Origin of the sequence: Guptibacillus spartinae, from assembly GCF_028610625.1 — a bacterium.
In the GTDB taxonomy this organism is placed as follows: domain Bacteria; phylum Bacillota; class Bacilli; order Bacillales; family Guptibacillaceae; genus Guptibacillus; species Guptibacillus spartinae.
In genome coordinates this window covers 301382-320184 of sequence record NZ_JAQQWU010000001.1, presented here as the reverse complement: position 1 = coordinate 320184, position 18803 = coordinate 301382, and the positions used below count along the sequence as shown (strand labels likewise).

Here is an 18803-nt window from a genome sequence, read left to right as displayed (position 1 = left end):
AAACAATTGTCATGCATTTATTGAGGGAGAGGTTTTCAATGAATCGTTTATTTTGGAAAGAAACAAAGCTTACATTATCTACTGAAGAAATAAAAGTCCTGAAAGTATTCCTACCTTATTGGGGTCTCAAAAGTCATCTAGATCAATCCAAAATCATCCCTGCCTTAACAGGTTGTAAAGTTGGAGTGAGTGGATTAGATCCCTCCTCATTTAGAGATCTCGTTAAGACGTTGCGCCATACAGAGATTTCATTAAGTACAGGCGATAAAGGTATCTTAAATGAATTTGACTTTTATATTTTATATGAAGAGAAACTATCCTATCCCATTTCATTAACCCTTATGAACATGACTTATAATCTAAGACCATCTGGAAGATATACTGACTTAAAAAATGTGATTCACCAACAAATATGGCTCCCAACCGTTTTTTCACCAATCATCGTGCGAATTCATCCCAAAGCCAAACGCGATACCGTTCAATGGCTTAACTACTTAATTATACAGACTTTCCTTCGTAAAACGTTCCAATCTCTCGACGGAATTTCTCTTTCTACTTACAGAAGATTAGTGGATCGGGTATTAATGACGATCAATCGTGACTTCGCCAAGCTTCAACTTGATCATCGAACTGCTTTAAATGAATGGCCAGATCTTCCAAAGATGCCATCACACTTAAATGAGACAACACCTATTCCACCGGAAGATCATTCCCTATTTCCGTTTTCTACTCCCCAAAATAATCAAGAAGCCACTACATTTAATCCATTTAAATTTCAAACAAAATCAAAAGAAGTTAAAATCATTAATCCTTTCCAAAATAAACCTTAATTGGCCGGCACCCCGTCCCTCCTGCTCGAATAAGCTATTCTAACCTTATGATTTGTTATGAGAGCAGGAGGCTAACTATGAAAAAGAAAGATATACAGGCTTTGTATAAAGAAGTAAAGAGAAGAAGGAGATCAGGTTTACAAGAAACGACACAGCCTACAATTAAGAAATCAGGCTGTAAATCTTGTGGAAAAGTAACATGGAAACCAAATAAGGATCAATAAAAAGAGATGAGGAAATGTTCCCTCATCTCTTTTTATTGATGACAACTGATTCGGCTTGAGATTAGTCCCCTTACCTAGACTCTCAACTATACATTAGTCGATAGAAGACATACCTTATTATAAGTAAATGATCATCCATCCTTTATGGAAAGGAGAGAATCCAGATGGAAGAAGAAGGTAAACGCAGTACTTGCAATAGCTGTTTTTGTGACAACTTTGAAGATACGAGAGGGAAATCGCCAAACTTCTCAGCGATTTATGTACAAGATGCCCCATTCCCAGTTGCGGTTGGTCCAGTTCCAGGAACAGGGGGCACGCTTGTCGTTGCAAGTATCACTTTATCGAAAGTTGATAAAGAAACGTGCTGTGCGCATTTTGTAGTGGTTACGCTTTTTAATGCTCCAGTGGATGTACCAGGATTCCCAAATGGCGTTTATACAGCAGAAACCGTGATTGATTGTAATCGCATCCAAGCTTATCAAACATTACCAGCATAACCATCAAGAAAGGAGGATAAAAAATGAGCTGTTGCCATAAGAGCGAATCTTTTTCCACAGCTTGTAATAGCTGTTTTTGCAAAACTTTCTCGGGTAAATCAAACGTAGCGCTTGGGGCCATACAAATAGCAAATCAAGCCTTTACGCTGGGACTTCAACAACCCCCTATCCCTACTGGTACACGCCGTATTAGTGGAATCACATTGTTCTCGATTGACCCTACGACTTGCTGCGCAAAAATTGCGTTTCAATTTAACGAAGCGCCATTCACTGAATTCATAACCGCTGATTGTCGAGAAGTTTATTCGTTTAGTTTTGCTCCTGAGGTTTTCCCTTTTAATTTTGCATAATGAGTACTTCCTGGAGAAAGAGGATCTTTCTCCTTTTTCATTTACTTTTAAAAATCCACGTAATCATTATCACATCTGAACAGATGATCAATAACATATAGTATGGCTTGTACGAAGGAGGGAATAAAATGGCTTGTTTATGCAATAAAAAGCAGGTAAAAAAACTTAAACCATGTTCAGACAAGCAAGTAACGAATCGCCGAGACCGTTATCGCAATCGCAGAACGAACCGCTGCTGCATGGAAACAACTCTTCGAAAATCATCTGGTTGTTAATCCAATTACTGTGATAACTAGGTATCAATCTATTCCATTGGTTACCAAAAGAATATAGTGTATTAACCCTGAAAAATTCAGGTGAGATTCGAAAAAAGGAGGACATAGTTATGAGTCTTTTTGATGATAATCACGGACACAAGACACAAAAATGCAATAAGTGCGACGGGTGTGCTTGTGACACACTAAGAAACTTGGATCCAGGTCGAATTGTAACAATCAATATCGTAGGAGTCGCTACACCACTTGGTCCTGTTACATTTGCTTGTTTTGATCCTGAGACATGCTGTGCAACGTTTATTAGCCAGGCTTCTACAAGTGGCGCTGTAACAGTTGTAGACTGCAGAGACATTGCAAGTATTTCAGTAACTCCACTTTAATACTTTTGCAGGCTGTTTCTACAGCCTGCTTTTTATATTATCGGAGGCGGAGGCAATCTACTTTGAAAGTATTTTATATATCTTCTGGTTTTCAGGGAATTTATAATGACATTGATCAAAAAATTATTAAATCAATTCAAGAGTGTAAACATGAATGCAGCACAGCTTCGTTATTTAGTGGGTTAAATCACATAAAAACTGAAATAATGTCTTTTAAACCAGCTCTTATTCTTACAACTGTCGGATACACTTTTCCACCGCAATTAAGAAACTGGATATACGATCGAGATTTACCAATTGCTGTTTGGTTAACAGAAGATCCCTATTATATCGATTTGACCCTTCCCATTATTCATAAATATAACTACGTTTTCACCATCGACACAGCCGCATACGAACGTTATATAGAAATGGATCATAAGCAGGTTTATTATTTGCCACTTGGCACAGATAGTGAAATAAACAGAAATATGACCAAAGAAGCAGAATATACAAGTGACATTTGCTTTATCGGAAGCCCCTATCCAAATAGAATTGAATCGATTAAATATTTGTTAGATCACTCGAATTATAAAATGATCATTGCTGGCCCCCACTGGGAAGAAATATTAAAGGACTACTCACACCGTAGTAATTTGACCATTGTTTCTTGGATTCCACCAAAACTTGCAGCTCATTACTTTTCAAATGCTAAAATTAATTTGAATATTCATCGTCCTTTTGATCTGAAAGCAAATGCAAACTCTAATGGAGTCATACCTAAAAGTGTGAATAACCGTACATTCGATATCGCTGCGTGTCAATCGTTTCAACTGATCACACCAATTCTTACTTTACCTCCTCATTTAGAAAATACAAAAGACATTCTATTCTTTGAAACAAATCAAGAATTATTAGATAAAGTGAACGATTACGTAAAAAATGATCATTTGCGAGAAACAATGGCCAAGAATGCAAGGAATAACGTTTTAGAACATTATACGATTACCCGATCCTTAGAGAAAATATTTGACATCGTAGAACAGAAAGAAGACTAATAAGTTTTAAATTCCCAATGGAATGGATTCCCTTGTTTGAAGCGTTTAAAATCTTTTTCTTTCAACTCAATTGCGTCTCTTACGTTGAATTTTAATTTTAATGCAACATTTACATCAATAAGGTGTAGCCGATTTTTTTGACTTAAATAGAGTTCTTGTTTATAAGAAAATAACCTTCCGTCGGGCAAAAGATGATGGGGAGTCATTTCTGTTGAAAGAACTCGACCCGGAGGAATTGAATCAATCATCTTCTTAGGTAGTTCTGGTACATGCGACTGATTGAATGAATAAAATTCGAATACTTGAGGATTAGGAACCTTCCTTTTTTTATTCTCTTGAATAAAGTAATAGTTCCTTCCCCCGTCTTCCTTTATAACAAGTTGGTTTGGTAAATCACTCTCATTAATTGGTATTCCAGTTTGATACTTAAACAACAGGGGATCAGGAATTTGAATGATTTTAGAGGTGGGGTATTGAAAATAGTTAAACCATTTTTCGCTTATGAGTCTTTTTTTCTGATTATCTATTAAATAAACTTCTTTCGTTAATCCCCGAACCAGAATTCCATTAGGTAATGGATCAGGTACATGCCTGTTAAGAACTTGAAATGAAGATGGGGTTTTTAATGCTATTTCAAAAATTCCATCTATAGGGTAAAATGGTTCAATTTCAGTTAACCTGCTCCAGAACTCTGCATCGGCATTGTGCCAGAAAATCGGATCGTCATTCCAGTAACTTCCATATTTGGAATATACATTTTCTGCAATTTGCCGAGTGTGCATAACAGAACAATGATCCACCTTATTACTTGCATTCTTCAACTTCTCTTTGGCAGCTATCTTACTTTCGTAGAACACATTCAAATTTCCATCTACATATCGTAGCAATTGACCTCCATACACAATATTTCTGGAAGGGTTCTCATGGAAATATTCAGTCATAGCTTGTAAGCGATTCGAAAAATAGGTTGTGTCATCAGTAAGGTAAGTAATATATTTCCCCGATGAAAGAGAGAGTGCTTGATTAATTAAAGTCGCGTATCTTGTTTTTTTATACCGCTCTTCATCTTTAACCTTACTATTCAAGTAAGTGATCCTTTTATCATCTAAAAACGTTTGGATGACGTCTTGTGTTTGTTTATTTGAATTGTCATCCATTATCCACAATTCCCAATTTGGTATGGTTTGATTAAGAACGCTTTGAAGACTTTGTTCTAATAATTTTGGTTTGTTATAGCTTGTAAGGATAATCGTCACCATATCCGACAAACAAATCCCTCCTTTACCTATTGAAAAAACTAACTAGCTTTTATAAAACAAAAGACTAATCATAGAAATCTATGAGTAGTCCTTTATTAGAAAGTGAACAGAAACTATAGGTTTTTTAATCGAAGAATTGAATGGAGTTGAATACGTTTTTTTTCTTCCAAATCCTTAAATGGTGGCAGCTTCTCCAAAATAACAATAAACTCATTTGAAAAAATTTCTGGTTCATATGTTTTTGCTACTCTGAAGTTTAAGAGATTAAGCGAAAACAAATCTCTTAATAACTTCAAAAATGAATCATAAGTGAAGACAGAACAATGAACATCGACATATACCCCTTCTTCCATACTTTTTCTTGCTAACTCCAAACCTGAACTCTCTGAACCAAATCGCTGACACTTCTCTATTTCAACTTTATTATTCCAAGCTTCGTAGGTATCAATTTTAATTGCATTCGCATAAAAATCAATGATTTGTCTGGGACTAGGACGTCTTACTTTATTCAAGTAAGAATCAACCAGGTCAGCAACAGTAGTCAGTTGCCTTTTGATATCAAATGTATAGCGTTTGTCGGGAATGGCAAGACAAACGTATCCTCCCACATGTAATATTTCATTCATTTCGGACAACCAACCGATAACATCTGGCACATGTTCAATGACATGTGAAGCCACTACGTAGTCGAATGTTAAATCATCAGATATGGCTTCTCTTAAGGTTTTTTCTCCCCAAATGAAGTCTACATCATTAATTTTTGTAACATCTATGTTAGGGTCATTTGTATATTTTTTGATAAGTTCGTCCTTACTTGTATGGTCAATATAATAGACAGAGCTTTCTTTTTTTGTAACAACTGGATTCGTTAAGGGGCCGATTTCGACACCCACATCGGTTCTCAGATCAACTTTTGACAACAATTTCTTATTCCTATCTAACTTATTTCTTTTAAGGTAATCTTTATTCCAATCCCATACACTGTCATTATAATTGCGATCTTGTATGGTTATCTTTGGATTCATGTTTGGCGTGCTTAGAGGAGTAAAAGTTTCAAATTTAATAAACGGATCAAAAACCATTTTTGCTCCATACTTTTGGCATATTACTAATTGAGCTTCAAGAATGTTCTCTCTTGTCAATGTTCGTTGATTCGACATGACTTCAGAAAAATGTTTTCGTTTAACCATTAAGCAACATTCTGAAACAGCAAGGTATTCTCGATACCAATTCACACTTCCGTAAGTGGTATTAGCGTTTTCATCTAATTTTCTGTAAGGCATAATCAATTCATCATCGTGGTTTATGACATACCCTGCATTTTCTATCAAATGATTTTGATTCATTACTTTACCCGAAGCACCTTCAAAGCCCCCATGTTCTAACCACGCTATTAAATGACTCGTTGTGTTTTTGTCTTTAAAAATGACCCCTGCACACAAAACCATTAGATAACCTTCACCTTTTTTGAAAGCTTCTAATTCTCCTATTGTCTGAATCGATCCTTCTGTAATAACGGTGATTCCTTGATCGTCTATTTCTTTCGAACCCTCTACTCCAGACGGTAAAATAAGGGTGATTTTTCTTGGTTTACAGTACTGATTTTCAAGCGAAATCAAAGTTTTCCTTAAAAAATTAAGATCATACTTTCCATCAAAATAAATCACTACTTCAAACGACCTATTGGTTTTCAATTGCCAATCCAATTGAATCAATCCCTTATTGTTCCTGCCAATACTTGCATCAAGCTTGCGTCTTTTCACGTAACGAGTTAGAGCTTTCATTTGAGCTTCTAATGCATAGGGCTTCGCTTGTATGCCAGAGCTTGCAGAAGTGGGGATAACTCTCCAATGGTAGAGAATTTTTGGTATGTGAACAATTTCTTGTGAGAATTCTGAAATCCTTAAGAATAGGTCCAAATCTTGTGCACCATCACAACTCGCATCCAGTTCGCCTGCCTTTTTGAACAAGTCTTTCCGAACTACGGTAAAATGGATAGCGTAATTAGCGGATAACATGGTTACCCAGGACCAAGCATGTTTGAATAATGGAGACGACCTTACTTCTGAGTTTTCATCGATCAAATCTCGATCTGAATAAATAAAATCTGCCCTTGGGTTTTCATTTACTGCCCTGACAACCTCAAATAAAGCGTTCTCGGTAATAAGGTCATCATGATCAAGAAATGCAATAAATTCTCCTTTCGCCATTTTCAAACAATGATTTGTATTTTTTGAGATACCTTCATTTTCTAGACACTTTAATTGAATACGTTTATCTTTGTTAGCCATTTCCTCTAAATATCTCAAATTTTCTTCTGCTTCTTTATCAGATAAAGTTATACACAGCTGCCAATTTTGATATGTTTGGTTCATTACACTTGCAATTGCTTCTCTTAAAATGCGCTGGTCAATTTTATAAACGGGGATTAAAATACTTATTAAAGGTTTTCGATTAAATTGTTTAATCGCGTTCTCATGTAAGACCTTCTCTAATGGATCGTGGATCCAAGTATTCATTAGCCAATTGTTTTTGCCTTTCTCCCAAAGCGAGGTTTTCTCGTCAAGAGATTGGTGACAATAAACCAATTTTTTATTAACCACTTGCAATAAATTCATTAGGCTCGTTTTAGTTTTCATTAGAATCAATTCTTTTTCTCTGATGAGCGCTTTCATCTTTTCTACATCAACACCGTGCGATACAAGATTTTTATCTAATTTCTCCATTGTTTCGATTTCAACTTCAATGTAATGGAGTTTTTTCGTAACTACGTTTTTTTTGCTAATGATCGTATTTAACTCATATGCTAATTGTGCTTTAATAATATCAAATTCTTCTTCTTGGCCACGAAGAGGATACAATTCTTCTATTCGTTTACGTTCTTGTTCAATTGTATGAAATCCATCAGGGATACTTAATTTTTCTTCTTTTATATAAAGAACAGTATGTGTTGCAACGACTTGCTCTGGCCACTCTTCTAGACTCCTGATAAATCCATGTTTTGCAAACAGAAGGTCCCAATATTCAGAAGGTTGAACATTAATGTGTGTTTCTTCCTCGAAATCATCAGGGGAAGATGAAAAAAGGATTTGTTTAGCATGCTGGCACATTAACTCGATTGCTTTTGTTCCCATCTCTTCAGTAATATGCTCTACTACTTCTATACAGATAACTAGGTCATATATCCCTTTAAAATGACGAGGATCATCAGCAGACCCCACAAAACAATAAGGCTTCATATCGCTGCGCACATTAGCTATCGCATACTCTGAAATATCGAATCCGTATGCTTCCACACCCCGATCTCTTAAACATTCAACTAAAAACCCTTTTGCACATCCAACTTCTAGCACCCTGTTCGTGTTATGATTTAATAAAATTTGGTCTGCAATTTTAGAAAAGAAGTGAAGCCATCTTCCCCCCTGTACTTCTCTATCATAGGGTAGATGTCCTAAGCTCTTTTTATAATAATTCTCATCAAATGCCGACTGATCATACTTACCCGGCATGGCCACACCCTCTTTCTATATTGGACTGAGTTTTGAACATCGTTTTATCCGTAAATTCAATTTAAAGATTAGAATCATTCATTATATAATTAATCACTTTTTTCTCATATTCTTCAACTTGACACAATATCCCTAATCCATTATTAGAGTGGATTCTAAATAGCTCTAAAGGTAATTGAGAATCTTTCATAAAATCCTCAATTGCCGTTAATACACCATTTCTGATTCCTCCTTCAGTTCGGGCATTGTTCAATTGAGCGTTAACGGCATCAGCACTTTGTATTAACTCTGATTGTCCTTGCCTTATGCCACTCTTCGCATAGGGATTTCTAAATTCCATTGGTATTTGGTCAGGATTATAATACATATCCCTTCTCCCGTATGGCCACTCCGTATCATGCAAGATCACTAAAGGAAACGTTTTACCGCTGGCAAGAGTCTCTTTTTCTATTAATTTGAGCTCGTAATAAACGGTATACCAGTTATGATCCCCGTCAATCAAAACGACCTCATAATCCTTCAACATTGGTAAAACTTCTAAGCTCGTTTTTTTGTATAGTTGATAGTATCCTTTGTATAATTTATTCAATGCACCTTCATCAAACAAAGGCAATGGATCAATAATACGTAAGGTCCCTCCTGTTTTTTGGCAGTAGTTCAATAATTGAATAGTCGTTTCACCTTTGTATGCTCCTATCTCAATGATGTTATTAAGTCTCATTGAAAGTAATATCGGCTTAATGACAGGTCCCCAGAAGCGATTCATCATTTACCACCTCAATTATAATATCCTACGTCTTTCATCGTTTTTATTTAAATCTCGTTTCCCAGTCAAACCCTATTTCCTCTGAATTCCAGGGAATTCGAAATTCATCCGGTTTTTCAGCATCGTATGATTCAGTAGTAAAATAAATAATGGTGGCAGGCACCTCACCTAAAACCCGATACCCATGCGCGACTCCTTTAGGTATAAGGAGCAGACATTGATTGGATTCCCCCATATAATAAACATCTGTCATCCCATAAGAGGAAGCTTCCTTTCTGAGATCAAACAACACTACCTGAGCGTGACCAGAAGGAAAAAACCACAAATCGTCTTGCTTTTCATGGTAATGAAAGGCTTTAATCACGCCTGGATAACTCATGGACCACGAGGCTTGCCCGAATTTCGTTAATAATTCCGGTTCATCATCTCGAACGAGCTCAGCGAAAAAACCTCTGTCATCACAGTGTCTTTGGATTGGCTTTATTTTCACACCTTCAATCATTGGCAAACTCCTTCCTTAAATATTCCTTTAAAGCAGCTTCCCATTTTCGAGGAGCCTGTAAGCCTTGCTCCAGAAGCCTTTTATGATCAAGAACAGAATAATATGGTCGTTTCGTTTGAACTCCATAGTCTACTGAAGAAATCGGTTGAATGAGTGATGGATCATACCCGCTCTCTTCGTAAATCCTTTTTGCAAAGTCATACCAGCTACATGATCCCCCATTCGTCACATGATAGATGCCGGGAGGGTGAAGCATGATGGATGCAGAATACGCTGCTAAATCTTCTGCATAGGTTGGAGAACCGACTTGATCCTCTATGACTTGGATCACCTTTTTTTGTTTAGCCAAATTCACCATCGTATTCACAAAATTTTTCCCTCCATGACCAAAAACCCATGAAGTACGAATAATGGTTGCCTTCGAAGATAACTGCTGCACAAGTCTCTCTCCGATCCATTTACTCATTCCATAGGTTGATAGGGGATCTGTTTGATCATTTTCCATATAAGGCGTCTTTTTTTCTCCATTAAACACATAATCACTGCTATAATAAATAAGCTTTGCTCCAACTAATTCACATGCTTGAGCCATTAGCCCTGTTGCAATAGCATTTACTTCATAAGGCTTTTTCTTATCTTTTTCACACTGATCGACTTGAGTGTATGCCGCGCAGTGAAAAACGACATCGGGTTTTACATCTAGCAAAAGAGTCGTCAGTTGATCTTTCTTCGTGATATCTAACTTACTTTTTCCAAGAGCGATAACATCTTTACCGGAGAATTTGTGACATAAAGCTCTCCCGACTTGACCTTCTGCACCAGTAATGAGTATTCTCAATTGATCTCCTCCTTCTGAAAGAGGGTTAGCTGTTCTGCTCTTGAACATACCAATCAATCGTTTTTGCCATTCCTTCTTCAAAAGAGACGAGTGGCATCCACCCAAGCTTACTAAGCTTACTGTAGTTCAGTGCGTACCTAAAATCATGACCCTGACGATCCTTCACAAACTCGATTAACTCTTCCTTCCCTCCCATATAATTTAAAATAAAGCGAACGACCTCAAGATTCGTTCTCTCCTGATGACAGCCGATATTGTATACTTCTCCGACTTTTCCGGACAACATCACTTTTTTAATCGCTCGGCAATGATCTTCTACATAAAGCCACTCGCGAATATTTAATCCATCTCCATAAATAGGTATTTTTTTATTTAACGATATATGCTCAATAATTTTTGGGATAAGCTTTTCTTTATTTTGATACGGTCCATAATTATTTGAGCATCTCGTGATAATGACCGGAAGATGATAAGTGCGATAGAAGGATTGAACAAGTAGGTCTGCACTTGCTTTTGTTGCTGAATAAGGGTTATTCGGTGACAGCTTAGAAGTTTCTTTGAAAGGCTTCTTCTTAGCAGTTAAGGATCCGTATACCTCATCTGTGGAGACTTGAATATACTTTTTTGCTTTGCCTTGCTTCACCAAATGGAGCAAATTTGAGACACCAATCACGTTTGAACGAACAAAAGCATTGGCATCCTCAATACTTCGATCAACGTGCGTTTCAGCAGCAAAGTTGAAGACCACATCATAGGTTACATCAAATGCTTTTTCTAATTGTTCTATGTCAGCGATATCGATTTTCATGAACCGATAATTCTTACGGGTTGACCATTCACTCCATACGGTTGGATGGGCCGCATAAGTTAAGGCATCGATATTGGTGACATACCAATCAGTTGTCTCTAAAAGTAGCCGAACAAAATTAGACCCTATAAAACCTGCTCCTCCTGTTACAAGTATTTGTTTACTCATGATTAGGCTCCTTTCGATCTCCGTTAATTAGCTGATTCGCATAGTAAAGGCTCTCATGAGTACCTGCATCAATCCACCATCCATTTAGCATTTGATAACCTAATTGCCCTTCTTTAATAAGTTGATTGTTTAAGTCCGTAATCTCTAATTCTCCTCGATTTGAAGGCACCAGTTGCTTCATATAGCGAAAAACACTGGCCTCATACAGATAGATTCCAGTCACACAAAGATCGGATTTAGGGTTCGCAGGTTTCTCTTCAATGGCTTTAATCTTATTTGTTTTCGAATCAATTTCAGCAATTCCATAAGCCATAGGGTTCGTCACTTTCTTTAAAAAAACATGACCCATTTTTGGATCGACATCAAAATCATTTACTGCCTTTCTTAACGAATCTTGAAATAAATTATCACCTAACAAGACGATAAATGGAGAATTCCCAACAAACGATTGCGCTAAGGAGACGCCATGAGCAATTCCTAATGGTTCATCTTGAATTTTATAAGTAACCTTCAATTCTAGCTCCCTCCCATCACCAATTAACTTGTCATAGAGAGGCCGATCGTCTTGATTGATAATTAAAAGTACGTTTTCTATGTTAGCTTCCTTCAGTTTAAGTAATGACCAATAAATCATCGGATACTTTCCTACAGGTAGGAAATGTTTATTCACGATTTTCGTTATTGGTGAAAGTCGTGTCCCGCTTCCTCCCGCCAATATAACTCCTTTCAAACTAACCACAGTCCTTTCACAAAGCGTTTTGGCAATCAACTTTCTAGTATCTTATTCACAAGGGTAATATACTCTTTTTCTTTCCCAATATCATATCGTTCTGACAGACATTCGACTGCAAAGCAAGCTTCTTCTTTTAATGAAGCATTGATGGCATCGGTTAGCTGTATTTCTCCATTTTTTCCAGTTGTTAACCCTTCAAGATAACGAAAAATAGAAGGATTAAAAATGTACCTACCTGTTACAGCAAGATTTGAAGGAGGGTTATGAACAGGCTTTTCAATGATGTTAGATAGTTGATAAACGTTGGTTGCCACTTCTTTACCTTCAATAACGCCATAATCTTTTAAATTCTGTTTATGAACGCTTTTTATACCAATGACATTCGTTGTTTTTTTCTTATATAAATCAAGCAATTCCTCAAGCGCCAGTTTACCTTTCCCAATAAAAATATCATCGGGTAAAAGGACAGCTACAGGTTGGTTGTTGGCAAAATGCTTCCCGTGTAAGATCGCATCACCAAGTCCTCTTGCATAAGGCTGTCTAATATACTGAATGTGAACATCTGGTAATTTCGTTTTCTCTAATAAATGAATTTTATTCATTTTCTTTAGGAAGGCTTCAAGCTCTAATGACTCATCGAAATAATCCATAATTAAATTTTTGGATCTGGAGACTACGATTAAAATTTCTTCAATCCCTGCAGCAACGGCTTCCTCGACGACATATTGAATGGCTGGTTTTCCACCGATTGGAAACATCTCTTTAGGGATCACTTTTGTAATTGGCAGGCTCCTCGTTCCATATCCAGCCGCCGGTATGATTGCCTTCTTAATCAAGCCATTCTCTCCCTTCATCTTTCCTTCTAACTTATTCGAGAGAAATCATGACAGTAACTTGTACGTTCATAAACAGGCGGTTAATCAGTCGACATAAAAAAAAACGACCGATTACGTCGTTTTTAATAGGTGTGTAACAGCGTCTTCCATCGCTTGAACACTTCGGTCCCAGGTCCACTTTGACGCCTCTTCTTCTCCTTTTTTCGCTAGTTCTTTTCGTAAATTAGGTTGATTTAGAAGCTTTAGAATGTCGGATGAAAGGCGATCTTCATAACGATACGAAATGAATGCATTAGTACCGTCGATACAATAATCAGCATTGCCACCATTATAGGTTGTCACGAGAGCAGCACCGCACTTCATCGCTTCAAGTCCTGGAAGTGATGCCGTGTCATACGTGGAAGAGTTCACAAAGATGTCCGCTTGATTATAATAGTACGCCAATTCTCGATCGTCTGCAGGTGTTCGAAACGTATACAATCCTGAAGCTTTTATCGATTGAAGGGCAGGCGAAGTGTATAGTTCATTTGGTGGCGTAATTAAGGTTAACTGAACCTCTGGAATGGCTTTTCGCACAACCATGAATTGATTTAACAAATATTCTTGTTCTCGATGCCAAGAAAAACCACCCTCAGGCTTTCGAATAATCGCTGTTACATTAGGAACTTTGTTCTGTGACTTTATCTTTTGATTGTAAAACTCTTTACTTATTCCTACAGGAACGATTTTCCCGGTAATGCCATGATTGAGTTGAATTAAGTCACGATGCCATTTTGACAGCACCAGCAGATGGGGGGTTACGTGATAGCTTGGAAACGAAAGCTCTTGTTCAGGTAAAAAAGTAGGTTCATAGCAGAGGCTTAGTCTAATATGAATGCCTTTTTGGTTTAAACTCGCTTTTTGAGCTTCCTTTACTAACGTATAGTAATTAGATACGATGACATCTGCTTTAGGATAATCCTGTTCTTTTAACTCGTAAGAATTGGGAATACGTTTTATATCTGCTTGAACCGGATATTCAATTACTCCTGATGAAGGCATGAGAATCATCACCTCATGTCCTCGATCAACTAATCCATTGGCTAGTTCAGCAAGCATTCGCTGTGCTCCGCCTTTGCAAAGCGTAAGGATCGGAAAGGTGAATTTCATAACTTTCTCCTTTCCGCTTGTATCGCCAAACGAAGCGTAGGCCGATGCTTTCGTCGAACATTTGCTAATTCCGCTCGAATTGCCTCCGGAAATTTTTTCGTTCCCATCTCATTATGAACACGATAGTAGACAAGGCATTCATCCAAGTAAGCAAAGTGATGTCGCTCAGCAATTCTTACCCAAAGATCATAATCATGCGTATAAGGCAGGCTTTCATCAAAGCCATTCAGCTCACGTAATAGATGCATTTCAACCATAACGGTGCATCCATTAATAGCACAGCCTTTTTTTAAATGTCTAAGGAAATCAAGTCGACTTGGAAACGATACGCCAATCGATCCACTCGTTAGATCTCCATTGTTGTCAATTAATTTGTAAGACGTATACCCGATGACTGCTTTATTTTTTTCTAAAAAAGCTACTTGCTTTTCCACTTTATCTTTTGTGTAAATGTCATCGGCACTCAGCCAGGTGAAGTAATCACCTGTAGCTGCTTTTATTCCTGTGTTCAAAGCCCCTGCAGTCCCTTTATTGCTTTGTTCAATATAACGAATTGAATTGTAATAGGGAACAATTTTTTCAGCGAAACTCGTTGATCCATCGTTAACCACTATGACTTCAATATTGTGATACGTTTGCTCTAATGCACTGTCAATTGCTTTATCGATGTATTCACAATTATAAAAAGGAATAATAATGGAGACTTTCTTCAAGTATCATCTCCTCCTTCATTTCTATAAATCTCACTAAAATAATTTAACGTATCTTCTAAAGAAGTACGTATATCGAATTCTGGTTTCCATCCCAGTTCCTTCAAAGCTACACTTGTTAGTCGTTTGGGTTGCTCATGCTTATTTTCAGCAAATTGAACTCGAAATGGAACCTTAGATATTTCCTGAAAAATACGTGCAATCTCTTCAAGTGACCGCACGTCTCCTGAGCTAATTTCAAATTCTTGGCCAGGCTTCCCTTTTTCTAAAATGAGAAGATAAGCACGAACGGCATCACGAACGTCCACATAATCTCTCATCACTTGTTTATTTTGAAGGAAAAGGATTGCCTCTTCCTCTACTTTTTTTTGTTCAAACTCAACGATTTTCCTTGCAATATTTGCACAAACACCCGTCGATGGTCCCGGCCCAATCAAATTTGTTGTTTTAACAAATATCGCATTGCCTCCATAAAATTGTTGCCAAACATGTAAGAGCTCTCCCTGAAGTGACTTGCTATAACTATAAGGATGGGGATAGGAATGGTCCGTCTGCAAAGCTGATCCGACTACTAAAACTTTAGCTTTTGAAGCATATGTTTTTACGGCAGATAGCAAATACAACGTTGACATAAAGTTGGTTTGAATGGTAGATACGGGGAATTCCCAGGACTTTCCGACATGGTTCTGACCAGCTAAATGAAGGATCCTATCCGGCTTTGTGAGCTCAATCAAACGGTTAACTTCCTCTTCATTCGTTAAATCAGCGAAATAGTTCTTTTTTGATTCATTCTTTTTTCTCGTTACGCCAATAACGTCATAATCTTTAAAATAGTTTACAGCGTGTTTACCTGTATATCCACCAGCCCCTGTAATCAGAAGAATGGGCTTACCCATTGTGGTTCATCCATTTATTAAGTTCGATTAGCATTTCTCGGTATGAGGGAACCTTATATTGAAAGTCCTGACGAGTGTTTAAGATGGTGCGATCTAAAAAAAAGGGATTTGAAGGAATAATCGTGACATCTTTTTTCTCAAATGTTTCCTTCATCAATTTTAACAGATCATATTTTGAAATCCTGTTTTTTGAATGGAGATGAATGAGTCCTTCCACCTGTTCATCGATTAACTTGTTGATCACCTTGGCTAGTTCTAACGTTGTAACTCCATTCCAATAAACCCTTTCATACCCTGATACTTCTCCTTGTTGGCTCATAAACCATAGAAATAAACCAATCCCATCCCCTTTTAATTCGGGTCCAATAATGGAGGTTCGTATCGTTAAGTGTGGTGCTTGAGTAATCTCCCCTATGGCTTTTGTACGTGCATATACGCTATCTCCATCAGGAGCATCTGACTCAGTATAACTCCCTTTCTTTCCGGAAAAAACGCAGTCTGTACTAATATGAATGACTCTACCACCTCTTCGGTTCATAAGGGTTGCAAGCTGGTGTGGCAGTAGCGCATTTATTTGAAATGCCTTCTGTTCATTTTTTTCTGCATCCTCATTTAAGACGCCAATTGCATTAATCACTAAATCTGGCTCTGTTTTGTCAATGAGCACCTCTAACTCGCTTTGATTTAAAACATCAAGATAGAATCCTTCATGATCCAATGAATCCCTTGAAGTATAGAGAATTTGATCTGATTTCCGTTGATCTTTCAAGTATTTAACGATCACGTGCCCCGCCATTCCTTTTCCACCGAGCACAAGAATTTTCATTACATAAAACCACCTTTGATCAGCATTGCTTTTATTTCATCCTTTGTCATAAGATCTTCGCTTGAATTATAGTTTGTTAACTTAACCGGCTTAAATGCTGAATAGTGTTCTTCAAGACCTTTAATTTCGATAGTTGGGAGAATGACAAAATATTCTTGATCATAATAAACAGTTGTTTGACTTTCATATTCAGAAAATAAGATTTCATGAAGTTTTTCACCTGGCCGTATTCCCTGCTCCACGATCTTAACCCCCTGAACGCCTGATGCATCGATTAACACTTCAGCAAGGTCATAAATTTTGCATGTTGGCATCTTCATTACGAAGATCTCTCCACCGCGACTTTCATAGGTAGCTTTAAATAATAACTTTATTGCATCTTCAAGCGTTAAGAAAAAGCGAGTCATATCCGGATGTGTAATCCCAATCTCTTTATTTGAGCGAATTTGATTATTAAAAACATGAATCACACTTCCGTTCGTCCCCAATACGTTTCCTCCACGAACGCAAACAAATGTTGTATCCGATTTCAACGTATTCGCATGGATAATTAAACGCTCACCCATTGCTTTGGAAAAACCGTAGAAATTGGAAGGATTAGCTGCTTTGTCTGTTGAGATATAGATCACTTTCTTCACTTTATTATCAATCGCCACGCGTATTACATTTTGCGTGCCAATCACATTTGTATTTAATGCTTCAATCGGTTGATCTTCACAAACGGGAACGTGTTTAAGCGCCGCTAGATGGAAGATATAGTCAACATCTTTACTCGCTTCAAGTAGTGCTTCTCGTTCTTTAATATCACCAATGACAAAGGTGAGCAGGGGATTCTGTTGAAATTTCCTCTTCATTTCAACCTGACTTGTTTCATTACGAGAAAAGATCCTAATTTCTGCAGGAGATTTTTGCAAGAGCTGCTTAACCAGCTCATTTCCCCAGGACCCCGTCCCTCCTGTAACTAAAATAACTTTATTACGGAACAATCTTCATTCCTCCTAATACAAATTTCACAACTCGGTCCGATACATCCAGGTCATCATAGCCTGTTGGAAATGACCAATTCCGCTGACTATTAATCATGACATTTGTAGCTTCTTTTATTTGCTTCGCATCGAGTCCTGAAACGATATTACTTCCACAAGAAATGGTTTCAGGTCTTTCTGTAGTCGTTCTCACGGTTACGGCTGGAATATGAAACAAGCAGCATTCTTCTTGAACTGTACCGCTATCTGTTAATACACAAAAAGCTGATTTTTCAAGTTGAATGAAATCGAAAAAGCCAAATGGTTCATGTAATTCAATTAATGAGTTTAGATTATTTAATTGATCTGAAGTTAGCTTTGATCTCGTTCTTGGATGGATACTACAAATGATTCTTTTATTGTGCTGATCCGCAATCATTGATAAGCCTTTAAGAATTTCAGAAAGGTTCTTCGCATGATCTACATTCTCAGCCCGATGCACCGTCACTAAAAAGTAATCTTGGTTTTGTAAGTTGAGCGTGTCAAGGATCTGACTTCGCTCAATTTCTTCGTTATAATTTGTGAGCACCTCAAAGATCGGATTACCAGTTACATAGATACGGTTTGAAGGAAAACCTTCTCGTAGTAAGTTTTCCTTACTTTGAACGGTATAAGGAAGGTTATAGCTTGAAATCGCATCAATTACTTTCCGATTTTTTTCTTCTGGTACGTTTAAATCAAAACATCGATTCCCAGCCTCCAAGTGAATGACTGGGATATTGAGCCTTTCACCTAATAAGGCACAGAGGGCAGAATTCGTATCGCCAAGGATTAAGATACGATCTGGACGATGCTGTAATAGAATTTGTTCAACGTTTTTAAACATAACGGAAAGCTGTTCTCCCAGAGAAGATGTATGACTATTCAAAGTATAATCAGGTGTGCGAATTCCCATTTCTTGAAAGAAAACTTCTTTCAGTGAATGCGCGGAATTCTGACCTGTATGAATGACGATATGCTCTTCTGCTAAACGATCAAGTTTTTCAATAATAAGGCTTAAACGAATAATTTCTGGACGCGTTCCGAGTATTGTCGCAACTTTCATCTCTGACCTCGTTTCTACAGTATTTTGTTGTACTAGATAATTTATGATGATTGGATTAGGTTGCAAGGGACAATCTCCTAATTTTAAAAAATGCTTTGTATAAATTTACATCCAAATATTCAAGTACAACCAAGGTGTCC

Annotated in this window: 21 protein-coding genes; 7 read left to right on the top strand and 14 right to left on the bottom strand. The window is 37.3% G+C overall.

The window, feature by feature from the left end:
• The first annotated feature begins 38 nt into the window (after positions 1–38).
• The 7 genes from PQ511_RS01690 to PQ511_RS01660 all read left to right on the top strand — a co-directional run bounded on the left by PQ511_RS01690 (position 39) and on the right by PQ511_RS01660 (position 3593).
• Complete coding sequence (locus PQ511_RS01690) at positions 39–830, top strand: hypothetical protein (protein ID WP_273850218.1); 792 nt, start codon at positions 39–41, stop codon at positions 828–830.
• Between the two features lie 77 nt (positions 831–907).
• Positions 908–1054 (top strand): hypothetical protein, encoded by a 147-nt coding sequence (locus PQ511_RS01685; protein WP_273850216.1) that lies wholly within the window; start codon positions 908–910, stop codon positions 1052–1054.
• 164 nt (positions 1055–1218) lie between these two features.
• A complete protein-coding gene (locus PQ511_RS01680; protein ID WP_273850215.1) occupies positions 1219–1551 on the top strand; it encodes a hypothetical protein in 333 nt (110 codons plus the stop codon).
• Positions 1552–1574: 23 nt separating this feature from the next.
• A complete protein-coding gene (locus PQ511_RS01675; protein ID WP_273850214.1) occupies positions 1575–1901 on the top strand; it encodes a hypothetical protein in 327 nt (108 codons plus the stop codon).
• Positions 1902–2029: 128 nt separating this feature from the next.
• Positions 2030–2176, top strand: coding sequence for a hypothetical protein (locus PQ511_RS01670; RefSeq protein WP_273850213.1), 147 nt, complete (start codon positions 2030–2032; stop codon positions 2174–2176).
• A gap of 110 nt (positions 2177–2286) precedes the next feature.
• On the top strand, positions 2287–2556 hold the full coding sequence (locus tag PQ511_RS01665; RefSeq protein ID WP_165995014.1) for a hypothetical protein: 270 nt from the start codon (positions 2287–2289) through the stop codon (positions 2554–2556).
• A gap of 62 nt (positions 2557–2618) precedes the next feature.
• The gene (locus tag PQ511_RS01660; RefSeq protein ID WP_273850212.1) at positions 2619–3593 is read left to right on the top strand and encodes a CgeB family protein; all 975 of its coding nucleotides are present in this window, start codon (positions 2619–2621) and stop codon (positions 3591–3593) included.
• Here the strand turns inward: PQ511_RS01660 and PQ511_RS01655 are convergent.
• From PQ511_RS01655 to wecB, 14 genes are all read right to left on the bottom strand, one after another.
• On the bottom strand, positions 3590–4852 hold the full coding sequence (locus PQ511_RS01655) for a glycosyltransferase (protein ID WP_273850211.1): 1263 nt from the start codon (positions 4850–4852) through the stop codon (positions 3590–3592). The genes PQ511_RS01660 and PQ511_RS01655 overlap by 4 nt on opposite strands.
• A 113-nt stretch (positions 4853–4965) precedes the next feature.
• On the bottom strand, positions 4966–8361 hold the full coding sequence (locus PQ511_RS01650; protein ID WP_273850210.1) for a methyltransferase domain-containing protein: 3396 nt from the start codon (positions 8359–8361) through the stop codon (positions 4966–4968).
• Between the two features lie 61 nt (positions 8362–8422).
• Positions 8423–9127 carry a class I SAM-dependent methyltransferase gene (locus tag PQ511_RS01645; protein ID WP_273850209.1) on the bottom strand — a complete coding sequence of 235 codons (705 nt, stop codon included), beginning with the start codon at positions 9125–9127 and terminating at the stop codon, positions 8423–8425.
• Positions 9128–9170: 43 nt separating this feature from the next.
• Positions 9171–9629, bottom strand: coding sequence for a dTDP-4-dehydrorhamnose 3,5-epimerase family protein (locus PQ511_RS01640; protein ID WP_273850208.1), 459 nt, complete (start codon positions 9627–9629; stop codon positions 9171–9173).
• Positions 9622–10467, bottom strand: coding sequence for a dTDP-4-dehydrorhamnose reductase (gene rfbD, locus PQ511_RS01635; RefSeq protein WP_273850206.1), 846 nt, complete (start codon positions 10465–10467; stop codon positions 9622–9624). The genes PQ511_RS01640 and rfbD overlap by 8 nt, the downstream gene beginning before the upstream one ends.
• A gap of 25 nt (positions 10468–10492) precedes the next feature.
• Positions 10493–11443 carry a dTDP-glucose 4,6-dehydratase gene (rfbB, locus tag PQ511_RS01630; RefSeq protein ID WP_273850205.1) on the bottom strand — a complete coding sequence of 317 codons (951 nt, stop codon included), beginning with the start codon at positions 11441–11443 and terminating at the stop codon, positions 10493–10495.
• On the bottom strand, positions 11436–12173 hold the full coding sequence (locus PQ511_RS01625) for a sugar phosphate nucleotidyltransferase (protein ID WP_273850204.1): 738 nt from the start codon (positions 12171–12173) through the stop codon (positions 11436–11438). The genes rfbB and PQ511_RS01625 overlap by 8 nt, the downstream gene beginning before the upstream one ends.
• Positions 12174–12208: 35 nt before the next feature.
• Positions 12209–13012: a UTP--glucose-1-phosphate uridylyltransferase gene (locus PQ511_RS01620; RefSeq protein ID WP_273850203.1), complete on the bottom strand. Its 804-nt coding sequence runs from the start codon at positions 13010–13012 to the stop codon at positions 12209–12211.
• Positions 13013–13123: 111 nt separating this feature from the next.
• Positions 13124–14161: a glycosyltransferase family 4 protein gene (locus tag PQ511_RS01615; protein WP_273850202.1), complete on the bottom strand. Its 1038-nt coding sequence runs from the start codon at positions 14159–14161 to the stop codon at positions 13124–13126.
• The gene (locus PQ511_RS01610) at positions 14158–14874 is read right to left on the bottom strand and encodes a glycosyltransferase family 2 protein (protein ID WP_273850201.1); all 717 of its coding nucleotides are present in this window, start codon (positions 14872–14874) and stop codon (positions 14158–14160) included. The genes PQ511_RS01615 and PQ511_RS01610 overlap by 4 nt, the downstream gene beginning before the upstream one ends.
• On the bottom strand, positions 14871–15767 hold the full coding sequence (locus PQ511_RS01605; RefSeq protein WP_273850199.1) for an NAD-dependent epimerase/dehydratase family protein: 897 nt from the start codon (positions 15765–15767) through the stop codon (positions 14871–14873). Before PQ511_RS01605 ends, PQ511_RS01610 begins: the two co-directional genes overlap by 4 nt.
• Positions 15760–16593, bottom strand: a complete 834-nt coding sequence (locus tag PQ511_RS01600) for a dTDP-4-dehydrorhamnose reductase family protein (protein WP_273850198.1) — start codon at positions 16591–16593, stop codon at positions 15760–15762. Before PQ511_RS01600 ends, PQ511_RS01605 begins: the two co-directional genes overlap by 8 nt.
• Positions 16593–17579 (bottom strand): polysaccharide biosynthesis protein, encoded by a 987-nt coding sequence (locus tag PQ511_RS01595; protein ID WP_273850196.1) that lies wholly within the window; start codon positions 17577–17579, stop codon positions 16593–16595. Before PQ511_RS01595 ends, PQ511_RS01600 begins: the two co-directional genes overlap by 1 nt.
• On the bottom strand, positions 17569–18663 hold the full coding sequence (gene wecB, locus PQ511_RS01590; RefSeq protein ID WP_273850195.1) for a non-hydrolyzing UDP-N-acetylglucosamine 2-epimerase: 1095 nt from the start codon (positions 18661–18663) through the stop codon (positions 17569–17571). Before wecB ends, PQ511_RS01595 begins: the two co-directional genes overlap by 11 nt.
• Between the last annotated feature and the right edge of the window lie 140 nt (positions 18664–18803).